Here is a 15682-nt window from a genome sequence, read left to right as displayed (position 1 = left end):
AAGCACTAAAGCAAAAAAAGGATTAAACCGCAGTTTAATCCTATAAATTTTATATGAACCAGATAAATGCTATTATTCCTTATCGTCTCCTTTAGCATCCTCAGATTTATTCTCAGGAGCTTTATCTTCTACTTTAGCATTTGTGTCTGGAGTACTTTCTGTATCTTTCTTACCACCTCCACGACGGCTACGACGAGTTTTTGGTTTCTTGGCTTTTGCTTCAGGCTGATAGGTTTCGTTATAATCAACTAACTCTATCAAACACATCTCAGCGTTATCACCCAAACGGTTACCCAACTTAATAATGCGGGTATAACCACCGTTTCTATTAGAAATCTTATCAGCAACTTCGTCAAACAATTCTTTTACAGATTCTTTATCCTGCAAATAAGAAAATACTACACGACGAGAATGCATATTGTCATTCTTAGCCTTTGTTAAAAGAGGCTCTACATACTGACGTAATGCTTTTGCCTTGGCAACTGTAGTTTTAATTCGTTTATGCAAAATTAAAGAAGACGCCATATTGGAAAGCATTGCCTTTCTGTGTGGGGCAGTTCTTCCCAAATGATTGAATCCCTTTCTATGTCTCATCTTTCTTTATTCTTCGTCAAGTTTATACTTCGATACGTCCATGCCAAACGACAATCCCTTCTCAGCAACTAATTGTTCCAACTCAGTAAGAGATTTCTTACCAAAGTTTCGGAATTTCATCATATCGGCAATGTCCAATTTCACTAAATCACCCAATGTTCTAATATCCGCAGATTTCAAACAATTATACGCTCTTACCGAAAGATCTAAGTCACTAATTGGTGTTTTAAGCAACTTACGCATATGTAAGAAATGCTCATCAACCTCTTGAACTTCTTCCTTCTTAGCTGTTTCAAGTATAATATTTTGATCAGAGAATAACATAAAGTGCTGAATAAGAATATTCGCAGCTCCTTTCAAAGCTTCTTCTGGGTGAATAGACCCATCAGTTTGAATATCTAACAACAATTTTTCGTAGTCAGTTCTCTGCTCAACCCTTGTATTTTCAACAGCGTAACGCACGTTCTTTATTGGAGTAAAGATTGAATCTATAGGAATATGACCAATGGCTGCATCTGGCAACTTTTGATCTTCAGAAGATACATATCCTCTTCCTTTTTCAATATAGAGTTCTACCTCTAAATCAACTGATTCATCAAGGTTACAAATAACCAAATCAGGGTTTAAAATTTCGAAAGAGGAAGTAAATTTTCCTATATCACCAGCCGTTAACGTCTCTTGATTACTCACCTCCACCACTATCTTGCTGTCAACGTTCTCAGAAATCTTTTTGAAACGTACTTTTTTCAGGTTCAAAATAATCTCTGCAACATCTTGCATTACTCCTTTGATGGATGAAAACTCATGCTGCACCCCCGGTATTCTGATACAAGTAATTGCATATCCTTCTAACGAAGATAGCAAAACTCGTCGTATCGCATTTCCGACAGTTACACCAAAACCAGGCTCTAATGGTTTAAATTCAAACATACCGTGAAAATCGGTAGTTTTATCCATTACAACTTTTTCTGGTATTTGAAAGGTTAATAATGACATTTTGTGTCCTCCTGAATTTATGAATGTTATGTAATCAAGGGTATAGAACGGCGAAAAATCGCCACAAAATATTACTTAGAGTAAAGTTCAACAATCAACTGCTCTTGAACCTTCTCAGGAATTTGATCACGTTCAGGGTAGCTCAAAAACTTACCAGCCATCATTGTGCTATCCCACTCAAGCCAGTTAAATCGCTTGCTGTTGCTCATCAAACTTTCGGTAACAACCTCTAAAGATTTGGATTTCTCACGAACTCCAACAATATCACCTGGTTTTAATGAATAAGAAGGCACGTTAGCCACTTCACCGTTTACGGTGATATGTTTGTGGATAACTAATTGTCTGGCAGCTCTACGAGTAGGAGCAATTCCTAAACGATACACAGTATTATCTAAACGAGCCTCCAAGAACTTCAACAAGTTTTCACCTGTGATTCCTTGTTTACCGGCAGCTTTATCAAATAAATTTGCAAACTGACGCTCAAGCACACCATAAATATACTTTACTTTTTGCTTCGCCTGAAGCTGAATTGCATATTCAGACTGCTTCTTACGTCTACCTTTTCCGTGTTGTCCTGGAGGGTAAGCCTTCTTTTGAAGGGCTTTGCTTGGACCCATAATAGGCTCTCCAAACTTTCTTGAAATTTTTGATTTTGGACCTCTATATCTAGCCATTTTCTACTCTTTCTCAGTGATTATACAAACCCTCATTATACTCTTCTGCGTTTTGCAGGTCTACATCCATTATGAGGCAATGGAGTAACATCTTTAATCGCAGTTATTTCAATACCTATGTTTTGTATAGTTCTAATAGCAGATTCACGTCCTGAACCAGGTCCCTTTACAAAAACCTCTGCCTTTCTCATACCCAAGCCATGTGCAACTTCTGCACAGTTTTTGGCAGCTACTTGCGCAGCATAAGGAGTGTTCTTTTTAGAACCTCTAAATCCCATTTTACCAGCAGATGCCCAAGAAATAACTTGTCCTGTAGAGTTGGTAATTGAAATAATGATATTATTAAAAGAGGCTCTGATATGAACTTGTCCTACCGCCTCTACATTTACAACCCGCTTTTTAGCTTTGTCTTTTCTTTTTTGACTCATAACTCTTTTCTCTATAAACGACTATTAAATTAACAGCTTCAGCTTATTGATTATTTAGTCGCTTTTTTCTTATTGGCAACAGTTTTACGTTTACCTTTGCGAGTACGAGAGTTATTCTTAGTCTTTTGTCCTCGCAATGGAAGCCCTTTACGGTGACGAATGCCACGGTAACATCCAATATCCATCAATCGCTTGATGCTCAACTGTACTTCAGACTTAAGAGCACCTTCTACTTTGTACTCAGAGCTGATGATACTTCGAATCTCGTTAGACTCTTCATCTGTCCAGTCAATTACTTTCTTATTGCGGTCAATTCCAGCTCTCTCTAAAATAGTGCGAGCTGTGCTAAGACCAATGCCGTAAATATAAGTCAAACTTACTTCTCCCCTTTTTTTGTCAGGGATGTCTACTCCTGCTAATCTAGCCATTATCCTTGTCGTTGTTTAAACCTCGGATTCTTTTTATTAATCACGTAAACTTTACCTTTGCGTCTGATAATTTTGCAATCAGCGCTACGTTTTTTTACTGATGCTTTAACTTTCATATCTCTTTATTTGTATCGATATACAATACGTCCCTTACTTAAATCATAAGGAGACATCTCCAGTTTTACTTTATCACCTGGCAAAATCTTAATGTAATTCATTCTCATTTTACCAGAAATATGGGCAATAACTTCGTGACCATTTTGCAACTCTACGCGAAACATCGCGTTAGAAAGGGCCTCTGTTATTACACCGTCTTGTTCTATGGATGGTTGTTTTGCCATTATCTATATTTTGAAAACTTCTTCTATATATTCAAATGTTGTCAAAACATCACACTTACCATTATTAATGGCTACTGTATGCTCATAGTGTGCTGATGGACTACGATCAGATGTTTTTATTGTCCAGCCATCATTACTTTGAACCACATTTCGTTTTCCTAGATTAACCATTGGCTCAATAGCAATAACCAGCCCTTCTTTTAATTTAGCTCCTCTCCCTCTTTTCCCAAAATTTGGAACTTCTGGAGATTCATGCAAAGAACGACCTACGCCATGTCCTACTAACTCTCTGATAACCGAAAACCCGTTTTTTTCTACGTGTTTTTGAATAGAGTAGCTAATATCTCCAACTCTGGAGCCAGCCAAGGCGTGCTGGATACCAATATCCAAAGACTCTTTTGTTACTTTTAGAAGTTTTCTAATGTCAGCGCTTACTTCTCCTATTGGGTAAGTGTAAGCACTGTCACTATGAAAGCCATTAAGAAAAACTCCACAATCAATAGATATAATATCTCCTTCCTTCAGCTCATACTTATCTGGAATACCGTGAACTACGGCATCATTCACAGAAATACATAAGGATGCCGGAAAACTATTATATCCTTTAAATGAAGGCTTTCCTTTATTATCTCTAATAAATTCTTCAGCTCTCTTGTCCAAAGCAATAGTTGAGACTCCAGGTTGAATCATTTTTGCTACTTCGGCGTGTGCTTTACCCAAGATTTGAGCACTTTGTCGAATCAGCTCGATTTCTTCTTGTGTCTTATATACTATCATTATTGAACAACTGCAATGTTTTGAGAACGCCCTTTTACATCTCCTGACTTCATGTATCCATCATATCTTCTCATTAACAAGTATCCATTGATTTGTTGTAGGGTATTTAATACTACTCCTACCATAATCAAAAGAGAAGTTCCTCCGTAAAATTGGGCAAAACTATTCTGAATCCCAAATTTCACCGCAATTGCTGGCAAAATAGCGACAATAGCTAACCAAATTGAACCAGGTAAAGTAATTTTAGACATGATTTTGTCAATGTATTCAGAAGTGTCACTACCAGGTTTAACACCAGCAATAAATCCACCATTACGCTTTAAATCATCTGCAATCTGTTTTGGGTTTACAGATATTGCAGTATAAAAATATGTAAAGATGATAATCAACAACCCAAAAACAAGGTTATATTGCCAGGTTGTGATGTCTGAGAATGCAGAACTGGCTCCTCCAACATAAGGCGTAATGAGCGCAGGGACAAACATCAATGCTTGAGCAAAAATGATAGGCATTACACCAGCTGCATTTACTTTTAAAGGTAAATACTGACGTTGTCCACCATAAACACGATTGCCAACAACTTGTTTTGCATATTGAATAGGGATTCGCCTTGTGGCTTCTGTAAGCATTACAACGCTCATTACTACAAAGAACAAAACTACCATTTCAAGGATTAATATCAATACTTGACTGCCAGTAGATCTTGCTACCACTTCTTCTACAAGAGACTGTGGCAAACGAGAAATAATACCAATCATAATTAATAAAGAAATACCTTGTCCAATACCTCGGTCATCAATTTTCTCTCCTAACCACATTGTGAACACAGTACCAGCAGTAAGAATAATTACTGTTGATATAGTAAAAGAAAGCTGACTAACCATTATAGCATTACTTGGTATTGTAGCTTGAATATAGCCTATTGCCTGAGCCGCTGTAATTACAATCGTTAGGTAACGTGTAATTTGAGTTTTTTTCTTAAAACCTGACTCACCCTCTTTTTTCAATTTTTGAAAATAAGGAACAGCCACCTCCATTAATTGAATAACAATAGAGGCTGAAATGTATGGCATGATACCTAAAGCAAAAATAGAGGCTTTGCTGAAAGCACCTCCCAAAAAGACATCAAGCATACCAAATACGCCTCCTTTAGGTCCATTAGCTGCTAAAATTGCAGAATCAACCCCAGGCACGACAATAAAAGAACCCAAACGAAATACTACCAATAGCCAAAACGTATTGATAAGTCTACTTCTCAGTTCTTTGATTGCATAAATGTTCTTAATTGTAGTGATGAACTTTTTCATAACTTACAGTTTTGTTGCTTTGCCACCAGCTTTTTCTATGGCTTCAATAGCAGATTTAGAAAACTTATTTGCTTGTATTTCCACCTTAGCTTTCAGCTCTCCTCTCCCTAATACTTTAATTAAATCGTTCTTAGAAGCCAAACCGTTCTCTCTCAACAATTCCACAGTTATTTCTGTAGTATTGGTTTTCTCTACCAATTCCTGGATGGTGTCTAAGTTTATGGGTTTATAAGATACTCTGTGTATGTTATTAAAGCCGAATTTAGGTAGACGACGCTGCAAAGGCATTTGTCCACCTTCAAAACCACTTTTTCTACTATACCCAGATCTTGATTGAGCACCTTTATGACCACGAGTAGATGTTCCACCCCTTCCAGATCCTTGTCCTCTACCTACTCTTTTTCTGTTTTTTACTGAACCTTTTGCAGGTTTTAATGTATGCAATTTCATTGTAATAATCAAATTAAGTTAAACCAGCTACCAGCACTAAAATATACAAGTCTAAGATATTGATTATTATCCTAGTTCTTCAACAGCTATTAAATGCTGAACCTTACGGATCATACCTGCAATTTGCGGGGTATTTTCTTTCTCAACACTCTTATTAATTCTTCCCAACCCCAAGGCTTTGATAGTAGCTTTCTGTTTTTTAGGACGATTAATAGTGCTTCTTACCTGCGTTATTTTAACCTTTGCCATTGTTTTATCCTTTAAAAACTTTCTCCAACGAAATACCTCTTTGATAAGCTACTTCGTGAGGAGCTTTCATTTTTTTCAATGCATCAAAAGTAGCTTTCACTACGTTGTGAGGGTTAGAAGACCCTTTAGATTTTGCTAATACATCCTTAATCCCTGCACTTTCAAGTACAGCACGCATAGCACCACCAGCTATAACCCCTGTACCAGGAGAAGCAGGCTTCAATAATACAAAACCTCCACTGTATTTTCCTTCCATTGAGTGAGGAATTGTATTTTTAAGGATAGGAACTTTTACCAAGTTTTTCTTGGCATCCTCTACTCCTTTAGTAATCGCATCAGTTACTTCGTTGGCTTTCCCTAGTCCATACCCCACTGTTCCGTTGCCATCACCTACTACTACGATCGCAGAAAAGCTGAAGCGTCTACCACCTTTAACAACTTTCGCTACACGATTAATTGCTACTACCTTCTCTTTAAGATCCGTTTCGCTTGCTTTGATTGCTTTTTTTCTTTGCTGCATGGTTCAAATACTTAAAATTTAAGACCTCCTTCGCGTGCACCTTCAGCCAAGGCTTTTACTCTGCCATGGTATAAGTAACCATTACGGTCAAATATTACAGAAGCAATTCCATTGGTAGAGGCTTTTTCAGCCAATAATTTTCCAACAGCGCCTGCACTTTCTATATTATTTTTACTTCCCTCTAATTCCAGAGATGAAGCACTTGTCAGGGTTTTACCGTCTACATCATCAATAATTTGAGCATAGATGCATTTGTTTGAGCGAAATACGCTCAGTCTTGGGCGACTTTGAGTACCAGTAATTCTTTTTCTGATACTTCTTTTAATTCTTATTCGTCTCTGTTCTTTTTTTGTAGCCATCTCTCAACTATTATTTCTTAGCAGCAGTTTTACCAGCTTTCTTTCTCAAATCAACACCAAGTACCTGACCTTTAAGACGAACACCTTTACCTTTGTAAGGTTCAACTTTGCGAAGAGCTTTAATCTTAGCAGCTACCTGACCAATTAATTGCTTGTCAATACTCTCAAGAGTGATTATAGGATTAGATCCTTTTTTTGTTTCTGCAGTACCTTTTACTTCTGGCGGTAGTGCAAAATAAATATTGTGAGAATATCCTAGGTTCAAATCGAGAACATTGTTAGTACAAGTGGCTTTAAAACCAACCCCAACAATTTCTAACTCAATTTTGTAACCTTCTGAAACGCCAAAAACCATGTTATTTATAAGACTTCTATAAAGCCCATGCAGTGCTTTATGGCGTTTTTGTTCTGAGGGGCGTTCAACCAATATTTCTCCCTCATTTACATTTACTTTCAAATCTGGGTCTATATGCTGTAAAAGTTCGCCTTTTGAGCCTTTTACTTTTACCAGATTGTTTTTATCAACGGTTATTGTTACTCCTTGAGGAATAGCAATAGGTTTTTTACCAATTCGAGACATTATATATACTCGTTAATACACGTAACACAAAACTTCTCCACCTACATTCAAATTTCTAGCTTCTTTATCAGTGATTACACCTCTAGAAGTAGAAAGTATCGCTATACCTAGCCCGTTTAATACTCTTGGTAGTTCGTTGGCTGGTACATATTTTCTCAATCCAGGCTTACTTACACGCTGCAATTTAAGGATTGCAGATTCTTTTGATACAGGGTTGTACTTCAAGGCAATTTTTATAGAACCTTGAACAGAACTGTCAGCATCAAATTTATAGTGTTGGATGTAGCCTTTTTCGTGTAATACCTTAGTGATTTCCTTCTTTATATTAGAGGAAGGTATTTCCACGATTCTATGCCTTGCTTTTATGGCATTTCTAACTCGCGTCAAATAATCGGCAATTGGATCCGTATTCATCTAAACTCAAAATTTTTATTTGCTCCTGCAAAGGCAGGGGTGCAAAATTAACACTTTTCGTACAAAAACAAAAAAGAAAATTACCAACTAGACTTTGTAATACCTGGAATTTTCCCTTCAGAAGCCATTTCACGGAATACATTACGACAAATACCGAATTTGCGCATATACCCTTTAGGTCTACCTGTTACTTTACAGCGGTTGTGTAAACGTATTGGAGAAGCATTTTTAGGCAACTTATCCAAAGCAACATAATACTCTGTTGGATCTTCACCAGCTTTGATAGCTTCTTTGATTTTAAGTCTTAAATCTTCTCTTTTTTGGGCATATTTAGCAACCATGCGTTCTCTTTTACGCTCTCTTGCTTTTATGGATTCTCTAGCCATGGGTAATATTTATTTTTTCAAATTTGCAAATGGCATACCGAGTAGCTTCAACAGTTCATAACCTTCTTCATCAGTTGAAGCAGTTGTTACGAAGGTAATATCCATTCCTGTAATTTTATTAACTTTTTCTATGCTAATCTCAGGAAAAATAATTTGTTCTTTCACTCCTAGGGTGTAATTACCTCGACTATCAAAGCCTTTTTCATTTACACCTTTAAAGTCACGAACACGTGGAAGTGCTACTGTAAATAATCTGTCAATAAATTCATACATTCTGTCTCCTCGCAAGGTAACTTTTGCACCGATAGGCATTCCTTCACGGAGTTTAAAGTTTGCGACAGATTTCTTAGCGTAAGTAGGTACTGCTTTTTGACCAGCAATTAATGTAAGTTCATCTATTCCTACATCTACTAATTTTTTATCGGCAACTGCGGCACCTATACCTTTGTTAATTACTACTTTAGTAACTTTAGGCACTTGCATCACTGACTTGTACTGAAATTTGTCTTTTAAACCTTTGACAACTTCATTCAAGTATTTTTCTTTGATTCTTGGTGTTCCAGCCATTATTCTTATGCTTTCTTATGCGACGTATGTTCCTTGAAATACCTTTGAAGTTTACCGTTCTCATCACGTTTCTTGCCTGAACGTCTGGGTTCTCCAGAAGCCGGGTCAATTACCATTAGGTTACTGATGTGAATAGAACCTTCTATCTCCTGGATAGAACCTTGTGGGTTGTTAGCAGAAGGCTTAAGGTGTTTCTTAATCATATTCACGCCTTCAACAACTACTCTGTTCTTTTCGATTATTACCTCAAGTACATCCCCTTCTTTGCCACGAGAGTTTCCAGCGATTACTCTCACTTTGTCGCCTTTTTTAAGGTGTAATTTAGGCTGTTTATTCTTTTTACGTTCCATCGTCTATTCTTACTTTTTTAGCCTTATAGTACCTCAGGAGCCAAAGAAACAATTTTCATAAATTGTTTTTCCCGTAACTCACGGGCAACAGGTCCAAAAATACGGGTACCTCTAGGTTCGTCATTGTTATTTAACAATACAGCGGCGTTGTCTTCAAAGCGAATATATGATCCGTCGCTACGACGAATTTCTTTTTTAGTTCTTACAATTACTGCTTTGGAAACCGTACCTTTTTTTAGGTTACTAGAAGAAATTGCAGACTTGACAGTTACTACTATCTTATCTCCTATACTTGCGTATCTCTTCTTAGTTCCGCCTAATACACGAATACAAAGTACTTCTTTTGCGCCGCTATTATCGGCTACACTGAGTCTTGATTCTTGTTGTATCATGGTTTAAATCCGTTAAATCAAATTTTAAAATAATTCCATTTGGACTTCCACCCCTATTAGGACAGAAAGCTGTTATTTGGCACGTTCGATAATATCAATCAAACGCCAACGCTTTCTTTTACTTAACGGACGGCATTCCATAATTTTAACAGTGTCTCCAATGCTGCACTCATCCTTTTCATCGTGAGCAACAAACTTTTTAGACTTGTTCACAAACTTACCATAGATAGGGTGTTTCACTTTTCCTTCTACAAGTACAGTAATAGATTTGTCCATCTTATTACTTACAACTCTCCCTATTCTCTCTTTTCGTGCGTTTCTTTCTACTTGCATAATACGTTAAGATTTTGATTTTTCCGCAAGTTCACGTACTCTCAACTCGGTGTTTAACCGTGCTATAATTTTACGTGCTACCCTAATTTTCATTGGGTTCTCTATAGGAGAAATAGCATGTGCAAACTTTAGCTTCTGCAATTTATCACGCTCAGCGTTGGTTCGCTCTTTTAGTTCTTCAGTCGTTAAAGACCTAATTTCATCGTTTTTCATAACTCTACTCTACGTAATCTCTACGTACAACAAATTTGGTACTTACTGGAAGTTTATAAGCAGCAAGCTTTAAAGCTCGAGCAGCTAACTCCTTACTTACACCATCAATTTCAAACATGATAGTACCAGGCTTAACTTTAGCCACCCAGTATTCAGGAGCACCCTTTCCTTTACCCATACGAACCTCAGCAGGTTTTTTCGTAATAGGCTTATCAGGAAATATTCTAATCCAAATTTTACCTTCTCTCTTAAGAGTACGGGATATAGTGATACGACACGCCTCAATCTGACGAGAAGTAATACGACCGCTTTCGAGAGATTTCAAACCAAAAGTTCCGAAAGCAATTGTGTGACCTCTTCCTGCAAGCCCCTTAATTCTTCCCTTTTGTTGTTTTCTAAACTTTACTCTTTTTGGTTGTAACATGGCTTTTAAAATTTAAAGTTTAAAGAATGGTATTACCACAGTATTAAACTTTCTCACCAATATCTTTTAAAATTACGTTTTCTAGTTACGCTTTTTTCTGCGTTGATCGCGGCGACGACGTGGCTGTCCTGAGCGTTCGTTGTCTGCTCCTTGATTTGGAGACAAATCAGGCTTACCGTATACTTCTTTCTTGAATATCCACACTTTGATACCAATTTTACCATAAACGGTATTGGCTTCTGAGATTGCATAATCAATTTCAGCTCTTAAAGTGTGCAGAGGAATACGCCCTTCTTTGTATTGTTCTGAGCGAGCCATTTCAGCTCCACCTAAACGACCAGCAGCTTTAATTTTAATACCCTGTGCACCTACTCTCATAGCAGCCGCAATGGCTTGTTTCATTGCACGTCGGTAAGAAATACGAGCTTCTAGTTGTTGTGCTATTGATTCGCCTACCAATTTAGCATCAAGTTCAGGACGCTTTACTTCAAAGATATTGATTTGAACATCTTTACTTGTAAGTTTTTTAAGCTCTTCCTTGATCTTATCTACTTCTGCTCCTCCACGACCAATAACAACTCCGGGACGGGCAGTATGAATAGTAAGAGTGATACGTTTTAGTGTACGCTCAATTATAATTCGTGAAATACCACCTTTGGGGATACGTGCGTGAATATATTTGCGAATTTTTTCGTCTTCTAATAATTTATTGGAGTAGTTTTTTCCTCCGTACCAGTTTGACTCCCATCCTTTGATGATGCCTAGTCGTAAACCGTTTGGATTAACCTTTTGTCCCATCCTTAGTTTTCGTTTTCAGTGTTATCGTTGTCCGAAGTAGTATTATCCGCATCTGCCGGATTCAAACTATCAATCACGATAGTAATGTGATTAGAACGTTTACGGATACGATGTCCTCTACCTTGTGGAGCAGGACGTAAACGCTTCAACATACGACCACCATCTACAAAAATTTCTTTGATATATAAGTTGGCATCTTCGATCTTGCGATCTTCGTTTTCATTTGCCCAATTAGAAATTGCAGATAGTAGTAATTTCTCAATGTACTCTGACCCTACTTTTGAATCAAACCTAAGAATGTTCAAAGCACGATCTACTTTTTGCCCACGAACCAAGTCTGCTACTAAGCGCATTTTACGAGGAGAAGTAGGTACATTATTCAAAGAAGCTTTCACTGCACCACGCTTTCCAGCCATTTGTTCTTTACGCTCTCTGATTTCCTCTTTTCTTTGCGCGATTCGAACCGACTTTTTTACTTTTCTTGGAGCTTCTTGTATTTCTTCTAAAGTCTCTTTTTCAGCCATGATACCTTATCGCTTTTTCTTATCTTTTTTGGCAATATGTCCCCTAAAGTTACGAGTAGGTGCAAATTCACCTAATCGGTGACCTACCATGTTTTCTGTTACAAATACAGGGATAAACTTGTTCCCATTATGAACAGCAAAGGTAAGCCCAACAAAATCGGGAGAAATCATAGATCTGCGAGACCAGGTTTTTATCACCGATTTTTTCTTAGATTCGCTCATAGCTTCTACCTTCTTTTGAAGGTGATGCTGAATGTATGGTCCCTTTTTAAGTGAACGTGCCATTATTTTCTCTTCTTAACAATTAGACGATCTGAATATTTGTTTTTCTTTCTGGTCTTTTTACCCTTAGCATACAAACCCTTACGAGAACGTGGGTGTCCACCAGAAGAACGACCTTCACCACCACCCATTGGGTGATCTACCGGGTTCATTGCTACCCCACGAGTACGAGGGCGACGACCTAACCAGCGTTTACGACCAGCTTTACCCAAACGAACATTCATATGATCGCCGTTAGAAACGGTTCCAATAGTTGCCAAACAACTCTGTAAAACCATTCTCATTTCGCCAGAAGGCATTTTTAAGGTCACATATTTACCTTCACGAGCTACCAGTTGAGCATAAGTACCAGCACTACGTACTAATACAGCACCATTACCAGGCTTTAACTCAAGGTTATGAACCACAGAACCTAAAGGAATATTACCTAATGGTAGAGTGTTTCCTACTTCAGGAGCAACATTTTCACCCGAAATAATGGTTTGCCCTACTTTTAGACCTTCAGGAGCTATAATATAACGTTTTTCACCATCTGCATAATAAAGTAGTGCAATACGAGCAGTTCTTGCTGGATCGTATTCTACAGATTTAACAGTAGCGGGAATATCAAACTTTTCTCTTTTAAAATCTATTACGCGGTAACGTTGTTTATGACCACCACCCATATACCGCATAGTCATACGACCTTTGTTGTTTCGTCCGCCAGATTTTTTGCGAGACTTCAACAAAGATTTTTCAGGTTTTCCTTTACGATCAACCTCTTTTTCTTTGATAGTTATCTTACCGAAGCTCAACTCATCAAAAGAAGGTGCTGAACGAAAACGCTGTCCAGGTGTAATTGGTCTTAGTTTTTTTACTGCCATTATACCTTCAAATTAGATATTGTCATAAAAATCAATCATCTCTCTCTCTCCATCCTCTCCCAGAGCGGTAGTAACTATCGCTTTTCTATAATTAGGAGTGTGCCCTGTAATTACCTTAGATTTTGTATATCTGGTTTTCGGCTTACCAGCATAATTGATGGTGTTTACCGATTCTACAGTCACATTGTACATCTTCTCTATGGCTTTCTTGATCTCAATCTTGTTAGCCTGAGCATCTACGATAAAAGTATACTGCCCTTTTTTTTCGATCATTTTAGAAGTCTTCTCTGTAATTAAAGGCTTCTTTAGTATCATTTTCTCGTTCATTTTCCTAATTGAATAAGTTTTCAATTTGCTCTACTGAACTCTCAAAAATCAACACTTTGTCTGCATTCAATAGCTCAAAAGTATTTATTTGGCTACAAGGTAGTACTTTTGCCTTAGGCAGGTTACGACTTGACAAATACAAGTTCTTGTTGTGATCAGGCAAGATCAATAAAGTTTTTTCATTCTTTTCAGAAATGTTATTCAAAACTTTTTGATAGTCTTGCGTTTTTGGAGCCTCAAGATTGAAATCCTCAACAACTGTGATATTGTTTTCCTTGGCTTTATAAGTCAAAGCAGACTTACGAGCAAGTGATTTCACTTTACGATTTAATTTAAAGTGATAATCTCGCGGACGAGGTCCGAAGATACGTCCTCCACCTCTGAACAATGGCGATTTAATGCTACCCGCACGAGCAGTACCAGTTCCCTTTTGCTTTTTAAGCTTTTTGGTAGAACCTACAATTTCTGCTCTTTCCTTTGCTTTATGTGTACCTTGTCGACGATTTGCTAAGTGCTGTTTTACGTCCAGATAAATTACGTGGTCATTAGGCTCAATGGCATATATAGCATCTGCCAAAGTAACTTTTTTACCAGTACTTTCGCCTTCCCTGTTTATTACTTCCAGTTCCATCGAGATTACTTTTCTATAATTACGTATGAATTTTTTGCGCCAGGTACTGACCCGCTTACTAAGATAAGATTCTGCTCTGGGTAAATCTTAACAATGCGTAAGTTTTGAATTTTTACGCGCTTGTTACCAGTACGTCCAGCCATTTTCAGACCTTTGAATACCCTTGCAGGATAAGATGCAGCACCAATAGAACCAGGATGGCGTTGTCGGTTATGCTGTCCGTGGGTTGCCCCTCCGACACCATGAAACCCGTGACGCTTCACAACTCCTTGAAAACCTTTACCTTTTGATGTTCCAACGACATCAACAAAGTCACCTTCTTCAAATACATCACCTACAGTGATTTCCTGTCCCAACTCAACATCTTTATTGAACTGAAACTCCACCAACTTGCGTTTTGGAGTTGTATTTGCTTTATTGAAATGACCCTGTAAAGGTTTGGGAGTGTTTTTCTCCTTCTTGTCATCGAAGCCTACTTGAATAGCTTCGTACCCATCATTCTTTGTTGTTTTTACTTGCGTAACCACGCAAGGACCAGCTTGTATTAACGTGCATGGAATCTGTTTGGCAACAGTTCCCTCGGCACTATAAATGCTAGTCATTCCGATTTTTTTTCCGATTAGACCTGACATTTCAGCAATCTTTATTCAAAATAAAACTACTTACTTGAATAATAAGTAGTTACCATCACATTTTTCAAACGGAGTGCAAAGTTAGGAATTAATAATTAGATTGCAAATAGATCACAAAAAATAAACATAGGTCTGAAAAGAAAGATTTTTAGGGTTTTGAAGCGTTTTTGCGGGATTTAGCCAGGTAAATTTGCAAGTACTTTGGGGTAATCATCAGGGTCAAAAACAGGTTTGCCTAGGTCTGCTTTGCTTAGGTAGAGTAACCCGCTACCAAAATAGGATACTTAAAAGATTTGAAACTCAAAATGATTAGTCACCTAAGTGTTGAACTGGTGGTAAAATTTAGAGAAACAACAAACGTAGTGCAAGGCGCCAAAAGCGAGCAAAGTTAATTCTCTGAACTCCAACGTCTAGCGTAACCTAAGTTACATGATTTTTTAGCAATAAAGAAGGATAAAACATAAAAATGGCTACTTGTCTTCAATCAAAGACAAGTAGCCATTTTCGTAATATGTATATTTTTGAACCCTATTGCTAGACTGTAAGTGTTGCTTCTCCTGCAAACAACCATCCTTTAGCCTGATACATATCTGTAAATTGCTGAAAAATAAATTCATTAGTCAATGAACCTACTTGTTGTATAAGGTTTTGCTTCTGTAATCTTTCGTCGAAACCCGGAGATAGTACAAAAGCAATTTTACGGGTAAGCCCCAAGCGTTTGGCGCAAAGTGGCTCCCATTTTTCATTACCCAATCCATACCATCACCAGCTACACTTAAGAGCCTGGTCTCATCACTTACAAAATCAGTGATGTCATAACGAGATGCAGATTCAAGCATGTTT

At 37.6% G+C, this 15682-nt stretch carries 30 protein-coding genes; all 30 read right to left on the bottom strand.

The annotated features are described in order from the left end of the window. Nucleotides 1–72: 72 nt before the first annotated feature. Nucleotides 73–594 (bottom strand): 50S ribosomal protein L17, encoded by a 522-nt coding sequence (rplQ, locus tag M23134_RS07495; protein WP_002695087.1) that lies wholly within the window; start codon nucleotides 592–594, stop codon nucleotides 73–75. Between the two features lie 6 nt (nucleotides 595–600). After that, nucleotides 601–1590 carry a DNA-directed RNA polymerase subunit alpha gene (locus tag M23134_RS07490; RefSeq protein WP_002695085.1) on the bottom strand — a complete coding sequence of 330 codons (990 nt, stop codon included), beginning with the start codon at nucleotides 1588–1590 and terminating at the stop codon, nucleotides 601–603. Between the two features lie 71 nt (nucleotides 1591–1661). Continuing rightward, nucleotides 1662–2264 (bottom strand): 30S ribosomal protein S4, encoded by a 603-nt coding sequence (rpsD, locus tag M23134_RS07485; protein WP_002695083.1) that lies wholly within the window; start codon nucleotides 2262–2264, stop codon nucleotides 1662–1664. A gap of 35 nt (nucleotides 2265–2299) precedes the next feature. Continuing rightward, the gene (rpsK, locus tag M23134_RS07480) at nucleotides 2300–2692 is read right to left on the bottom strand and encodes a 30S ribosomal protein S11 (protein WP_002695081.1); all 393 of its coding nucleotides are present in this window, start codon (nucleotides 2690–2692) and stop codon (nucleotides 2300–2302) included. A gap of 50 nt (nucleotides 2693–2742) precedes the next feature. After that, nucleotides 2743–3120, bottom strand: a complete 378-nt coding sequence (gene rpsM / locus M23134_RS07475; protein ID WP_002695079.1) for a 30S ribosomal protein S13 — start codon at nucleotides 3118–3120, stop codon at nucleotides 2743–2745. Next, nucleotides 3120–3236 carry a type B 50S ribosomal protein L36 gene (gene ykgO, locus M23134_RS39705; RefSeq protein WP_002695078.1) on the bottom strand — a complete coding sequence of 39 codons (117 nt, stop codon included), beginning with the start codon at nucleotides 3234–3236 and terminating at the stop codon, nucleotides 3120–3122. Before ykgO ends, rpsM begins: the two co-directional genes overlap by 1 nt. Before the next feature lie 6 nt (nucleotides 3237–3242). Next, nucleotides 3243–3461, bottom strand: a complete 219-nt coding sequence (gene infA / locus M23134_RS07470) for a translation initiation factor IF-1 (protein ID WP_002695075.1) — start codon at nucleotides 3459–3461, stop codon at nucleotides 3243–3245. 3 nt (nucleotides 3462–3464) lie between these two features. Further along, nucleotides 3465–4238 (bottom strand): type I methionyl aminopeptidase, encoded by a 774-nt coding sequence (map, locus tag M23134_RS07465; protein ID WP_002695073.1) that lies wholly within the window; start codon nucleotides 4236–4238, stop codon nucleotides 3465–3467. Then, a complete protein-coding gene (secY, locus tag M23134_RS07460; protein WP_002695071.1) occupies nucleotides 4238–5545 on the bottom strand; it encodes a preprotein translocase subunit SecY in 1308 nt (435 codons plus the stop codon). The genes map and secY overlap by 1 nt, the downstream gene beginning before the upstream one ends. Nucleotides 5546–5548: 3 nt before the next feature. After that, a complete protein-coding gene (rplO, locus tag M23134_RS07455) occupies nucleotides 5549–5995 on the bottom strand; it encodes a 50S ribosomal protein L15 (protein ID WP_002695069.1) in 447 nt (148 codons plus the stop codon). A 66-nt stretch (nucleotides 5996–6061) separates the two neighbouring features. Continuing rightward, complete coding sequence (rpmD, locus tag M23134_RS07450) at nucleotides 6062–6244, bottom strand: 50S ribosomal protein L30 (protein WP_002695068.1); 183 nt, start codon at nucleotides 6242–6244, stop codon at nucleotides 6062–6064. 4 nt (nucleotides 6245–6248) lie between these two features. Next, nucleotides 6249–6764, bottom strand: a complete 516-nt coding sequence (rpsE, locus tag M23134_RS07445) for a 30S ribosomal protein S5 (RefSeq protein ID WP_002695066.1) — start codon at nucleotides 6762–6764, stop codon at nucleotides 6249–6251. An 11-nt stretch (nucleotides 6765–6775) separates the two neighbouring features. Next, complete coding sequence (gene rplR / locus M23134_RS07440; RefSeq protein WP_002695064.1) at nucleotides 6776–7123, bottom strand: 50S ribosomal protein L18; 348 nt, start codon at nucleotides 7121–7123, stop codon at nucleotides 6776–6778. 10 nt (nucleotides 7124–7133) lie between these two features. Further along, nucleotides 7134–7703, bottom strand: coding sequence for a 50S ribosomal protein L6 (gene rplF, locus M23134_RS07435; RefSeq protein WP_002695062.1), 570 nt, complete (start codon nucleotides 7701–7703; stop codon nucleotides 7134–7136). Nucleotides 7704–7715: 12 nt separating this feature from the next. Next, nucleotides 7716–8117, bottom strand: coding sequence for a 30S ribosomal protein S8 (gene rpsH, locus M23134_RS07430; RefSeq protein WP_045113188.1), 402 nt, complete (start codon nucleotides 8115–8117; stop codon nucleotides 7716–7718). A gap of 80 nt (nucleotides 8118–8197) precedes the next feature. After that, nucleotides 8198–8503, bottom strand: coding sequence for a 30S ribosomal protein S14 (gene rpsN / locus M23134_RS07425; protein ID WP_002695060.1), 306 nt, complete (start codon nucleotides 8501–8503; stop codon nucleotides 8198–8200). Nucleotides 8504–8512: 9 nt separating this feature from the next. Continuing rightward, a complete protein-coding gene (gene rplE / locus M23134_RS07420; RefSeq protein ID WP_002695058.1) occupies nucleotides 8513–9070 on the bottom strand; it encodes a 50S ribosomal protein L5 in 558 nt (185 codons plus the stop codon). Between the two features lie 5 nt (nucleotides 9071–9075). Next, entirely contained in the window at nucleotides 9076–9420 is a 345-nt protein-coding gene (rplX, locus tag M23134_RS07415; protein ID WP_002695056.1) for a 50S ribosomal protein L24, read from the bottom strand. Between the two features lie 23 nt (nucleotides 9421–9443). Next, nucleotides 9444–9812 carry a 50S ribosomal protein L14 gene (gene rplN / locus M23134_RS07410; RefSeq protein WP_002695055.1) on the bottom strand — a complete coding sequence of 123 codons (369 nt, stop codon included), beginning with the start codon at nucleotides 9810–9812 and terminating at the stop codon, nucleotides 9444–9446. 72 nt (nucleotides 9813–9884) lie between these two features. Next, nucleotides 9885–10145 carry a 30S ribosomal protein S17 gene (gene rpsQ, locus M23134_RS07405; protein WP_002695054.1) on the bottom strand — a complete coding sequence of 87 codons (261 nt, stop codon included), beginning with the start codon at nucleotides 10143–10145 and terminating at the stop codon, nucleotides 9885–9887. Between the two features lie 6 nt (nucleotides 10146–10151). Continuing rightward, complete coding sequence (gene rpmC / locus M23134_RS07400) at nucleotides 10152–10358, bottom strand: 50S ribosomal protein L29 (protein ID WP_002695052.1); 207 nt, start codon at nucleotides 10356–10358, stop codon at nucleotides 10152–10154. 4 nt (nucleotides 10359–10362) lie between these two features. Then, nucleotides 10363–10782 carry a 50S ribosomal protein L16 gene (rplP, locus tag M23134_RS07395; RefSeq protein WP_002695051.1) on the bottom strand — a complete coding sequence of 140 codons (420 nt, stop codon included), beginning with the start codon at nucleotides 10780–10782 and terminating at the stop codon, nucleotides 10363–10365. An 81-nt stretch (nucleotides 10783–10863) separates the two neighbouring features. Continuing rightward, the gene (gene rpsC / locus M23134_RS07390) at nucleotides 10864–11580 is read right to left on the bottom strand and encodes a 30S ribosomal protein S3 (protein WP_002695050.1); all 717 of its coding nucleotides are present in this window, start codon (nucleotides 11578–11580) and stop codon (nucleotides 10864–10866) included. A 2-nt stretch (nucleotides 11581–11582) separates the two neighbouring features. Further along, a complete protein-coding gene (gene rplV / locus M23134_RS07385; protein ID WP_002695049.1) occupies nucleotides 11583–12104 on the bottom strand; it encodes a 50S ribosomal protein L22 in 522 nt (173 codons plus the stop codon). A gap of 6 nt (nucleotides 12105–12110) precedes the next feature. Next, a complete protein-coding gene (gene rpsS / locus M23134_RS07380; RefSeq protein WP_002695048.1) occupies nucleotides 12111–12389 on the bottom strand; it encodes a 30S ribosomal protein S19 in 279 nt (92 codons plus the stop codon). Next, a complete protein-coding gene (rplB, locus tag M23134_RS07375; RefSeq protein ID WP_002695042.1) occupies nucleotides 12389–13249 on the bottom strand; it encodes a 50S ribosomal protein L2 in 861 nt (286 codons plus the stop codon). The genes rpsS and rplB overlap by 1 nt, the downstream gene beginning before the upstream one ends. A gap of 12 nt (nucleotides 13250–13261) precedes the next feature. After that, a complete protein-coding gene (gene rplW, locus M23134_RS07370; RefSeq protein ID WP_232296785.1) occupies nucleotides 13262–13576 on the bottom strand; it encodes a 50S ribosomal protein L23 in 315 nt (104 codons plus the stop codon). 4 nt (nucleotides 13577–13580) lie between these two features. Further along, on the bottom strand, nucleotides 13581–14207 hold the full coding sequence (gene rplD / locus M23134_RS07365; protein ID WP_002695040.1) for a 50S ribosomal protein L4: 627 nt from the start codon (nucleotides 14205–14207) through the stop codon (nucleotides 13581–13583). Nucleotides 14208–14212: 5 nt separating this feature from the next. After that, nucleotides 14213–14839 carry a 50S ribosomal protein L3 gene (gene rplC, locus M23134_RS07360; RefSeq protein WP_002695039.1) on the bottom strand — a complete coding sequence of 209 codons (627 nt, stop codon included), beginning with the start codon at nucleotides 14837–14839 and terminating at the stop codon, nucleotides 14213–14215. A 629-nt stretch (nucleotides 14840–15468) separates the two neighbouring features. Then, on the bottom strand, nucleotides 15469–15682 hold a 214-nt coding region (locus M23134_RS42045; RefSeq protein ID WP_232296784.1), incomplete at its 5' end, for a hypothetical protein.

It is taken from the genome of Microscilla marina ATCC 23134, from assembly GCF_000169175.1.
Taxonomy (GTDB): Bacteria; Bacteroidota; Bacteroidia; order Cytophagales; family Microscillaceae; genus Microscilla; species Microscilla marina.
The sequence above is the reverse complement of the archived record's forward strand: the minus strand, read 5'-3'. Positions and strand labels throughout refer to the sequence as shown.

Bases quoted from the DNA above. Each gene is read 5' to 3' on its own strand.
- rplV (WP_002695049.1), bottom strand. From the start codon at position 12,104: ATGGCTGAAAAAGAGACTTTAGAAGAAATACAAGAAGCTCCAAGAAAA.
- rpsD (WP_002695083.1), bottom strand. From the start codon at position 2,264: ATGGCTAGATATAGAGGTCCAAAATCAAAAATTTCAAGAAAGTTTGGA.
- rpsM (WP_002695079.1), bottom strand. From the start codon at position 3,120: ATGGCTAGATTAGCAGGAGTAGACATCCCTGACAAAAAAAGGGGAGAA.
- rpsE (WP_002695066.1), bottom strand. From the start codon at position 6,764: ATGCAGCAAAGAAAAAAAGCAATCAAAGCAAGCGAAACGGATCTTAAA.
- rpsK (WP_002695081.1), bottom strand. From the start codon at position 2,692: ATGAGTCAAAAAAGAAAAGACAAAGCTAAAAAGCGGGTTGTAAATGTA.
- rplC (WP_002695039.1), bottom strand. From the start codon at position 14,839: ATGTCAGGTCTAATCGGAAAAAAAATCGGAATGACTAGCATTTATAGT.
- rpsS (WP_002695048.1), bottom strand. From the start codon at position 12,389: ATGGCACGTTCACTTAAAAAGGGACCATACATTCAGCATCACCTTCAA.
- rplQ (WP_002695087.1), bottom strand. From the start codon at position 594: ATGAGACATAGAAAGGGATTCAATCATTTGGGAAGAACTGCCCCACAC.
- rpmD (WP_002695068.1), bottom strand. From the start codon at position 6,244: ATGGCAAAGGTTAAAATAACGCAGGTAAGAAGCACTATTAATCGTCCT.
- secY (WP_002695071.1), bottom strand. From the start codon at position 5,545: ATGAAAAAGTTCATCACTACAATTAAGAACATTTATGCAATCAAAGAA.
- rplB (WP_002695042.1), bottom strand. From the start codon at position 13,249: ATGGCAGTAAAAAAACTAAGACCAATTACACCTGGACAGCGTTTTCGT.
- rplW (WP_232296785.1), bottom strand. From the start codon at position 13,576: ATGAACGAGAAAATGATACTAAAGAAGCCTTTAATTACAGAGAAGACT.
- rplD (WP_002695040.1), bottom strand. From the start codon at position 14,207: ATGGAACTGGAAGTAATAAACAGGGAAGGCGAAAGTACTGGTAAAAAA.
- rplO (WP_002695069.1), bottom strand. From the start codon at position 5,995: ATGAAATTGCATACATTAAAACCTGCAAAAGGTTCAGTAAAAAACAGA.
- rpsQ (WP_002695054.1), bottom strand. From the start codon at position 10,145: ATGCAAGTAGAAAGAAACGCACGAAAAGAGAGAATAGGGAGAGTTGTA.
- rplX (WP_002695056.1), bottom strand. From the start codon at position 9,420: ATGGAACGTAAAAAGAATAAACAGCCTAAATTACACCTTAAAAAAGGC.
- rplP (WP_002695051.1), bottom strand. From the start codon at position 10,782: ATGTTACAACCAAAAAGAGTAAAGTTTAGAAAACAACAAAAGGGAAGA.
- map (WP_002695073.1), bottom strand. From the start codon at position 4,238: ATGATAGTATATAAGACACAAGAAGAAATCGAGCTGATTCGACAAAGT.
- rpsC (WP_002695050.1), bottom strand. From the start codon at position 11,580: ATGGGACAAAAGGTTAATCCAAACGGTTTACGACTAGGCATCATCAAA.
- infA (WP_002695075.1), bottom strand. From the start codon at position 3,461: ATGGCAAAACAACCATCCATAGAACAAGACGGTGTAATAACAGAGGCC.
- rpmC (WP_002695052.1), bottom strand. From the start codon at position 10,358: ATGAAAAACGATGAAATTAGGTCTTTAACGACTGAAGAACTAAAAGAG.
- rpsN (WP_002695060.1), bottom strand. From the start codon at position 8,503: ATGGCTAGAGAATCCATAAAAGCAAGAGAGCGTAAAAGAGAACGCATG.
- rplR (WP_002695064.1), bottom strand. From the start codon at position 7,123: ATGGCTACAAAAAAAGAACAGAGACGAATAAGAATTAAAAGAAGTATC.
- rpsH (WP_045113188.1), bottom strand. From the start codon at position 8,117: ATGAATACGGATCCAATTGCCGATTATTTGACGCGAGTTAGAAATGCC.
- ykgO (WP_002695078.1), bottom strand. From the start codon at position 3,236: ATGAAAGTTAAAGCATCAGTAAAAAAACGTAGCGCTGATTGCAAAATT.
- M23134_RS07490 (WP_002695085.1), bottom strand. From the start codon at position 1,590: ATGTCATTATTAACCTTTCAAATACCAGAAAAAGTTGTAATGGATAAA.
- rplN (WP_002695055.1), bottom strand. From the start codon at position 9,812: ATGATACAACAAGAATCAAGACTCAGTGTAGCCGATAATAGCGGCGCA.
- rplF (WP_002695062.1), bottom strand. From the start codon at position 7,703: ATGTCTCGAATTGGTAAAAAACCTATTGCTATTCCTCAAGGAGTAACA.
- rplE (WP_002695058.1), bottom strand. From the start codon at position 9,070: ATGGCTGGAACACCAAGAATCAAAGAAAAATACTTGAATGAAGTTGTC.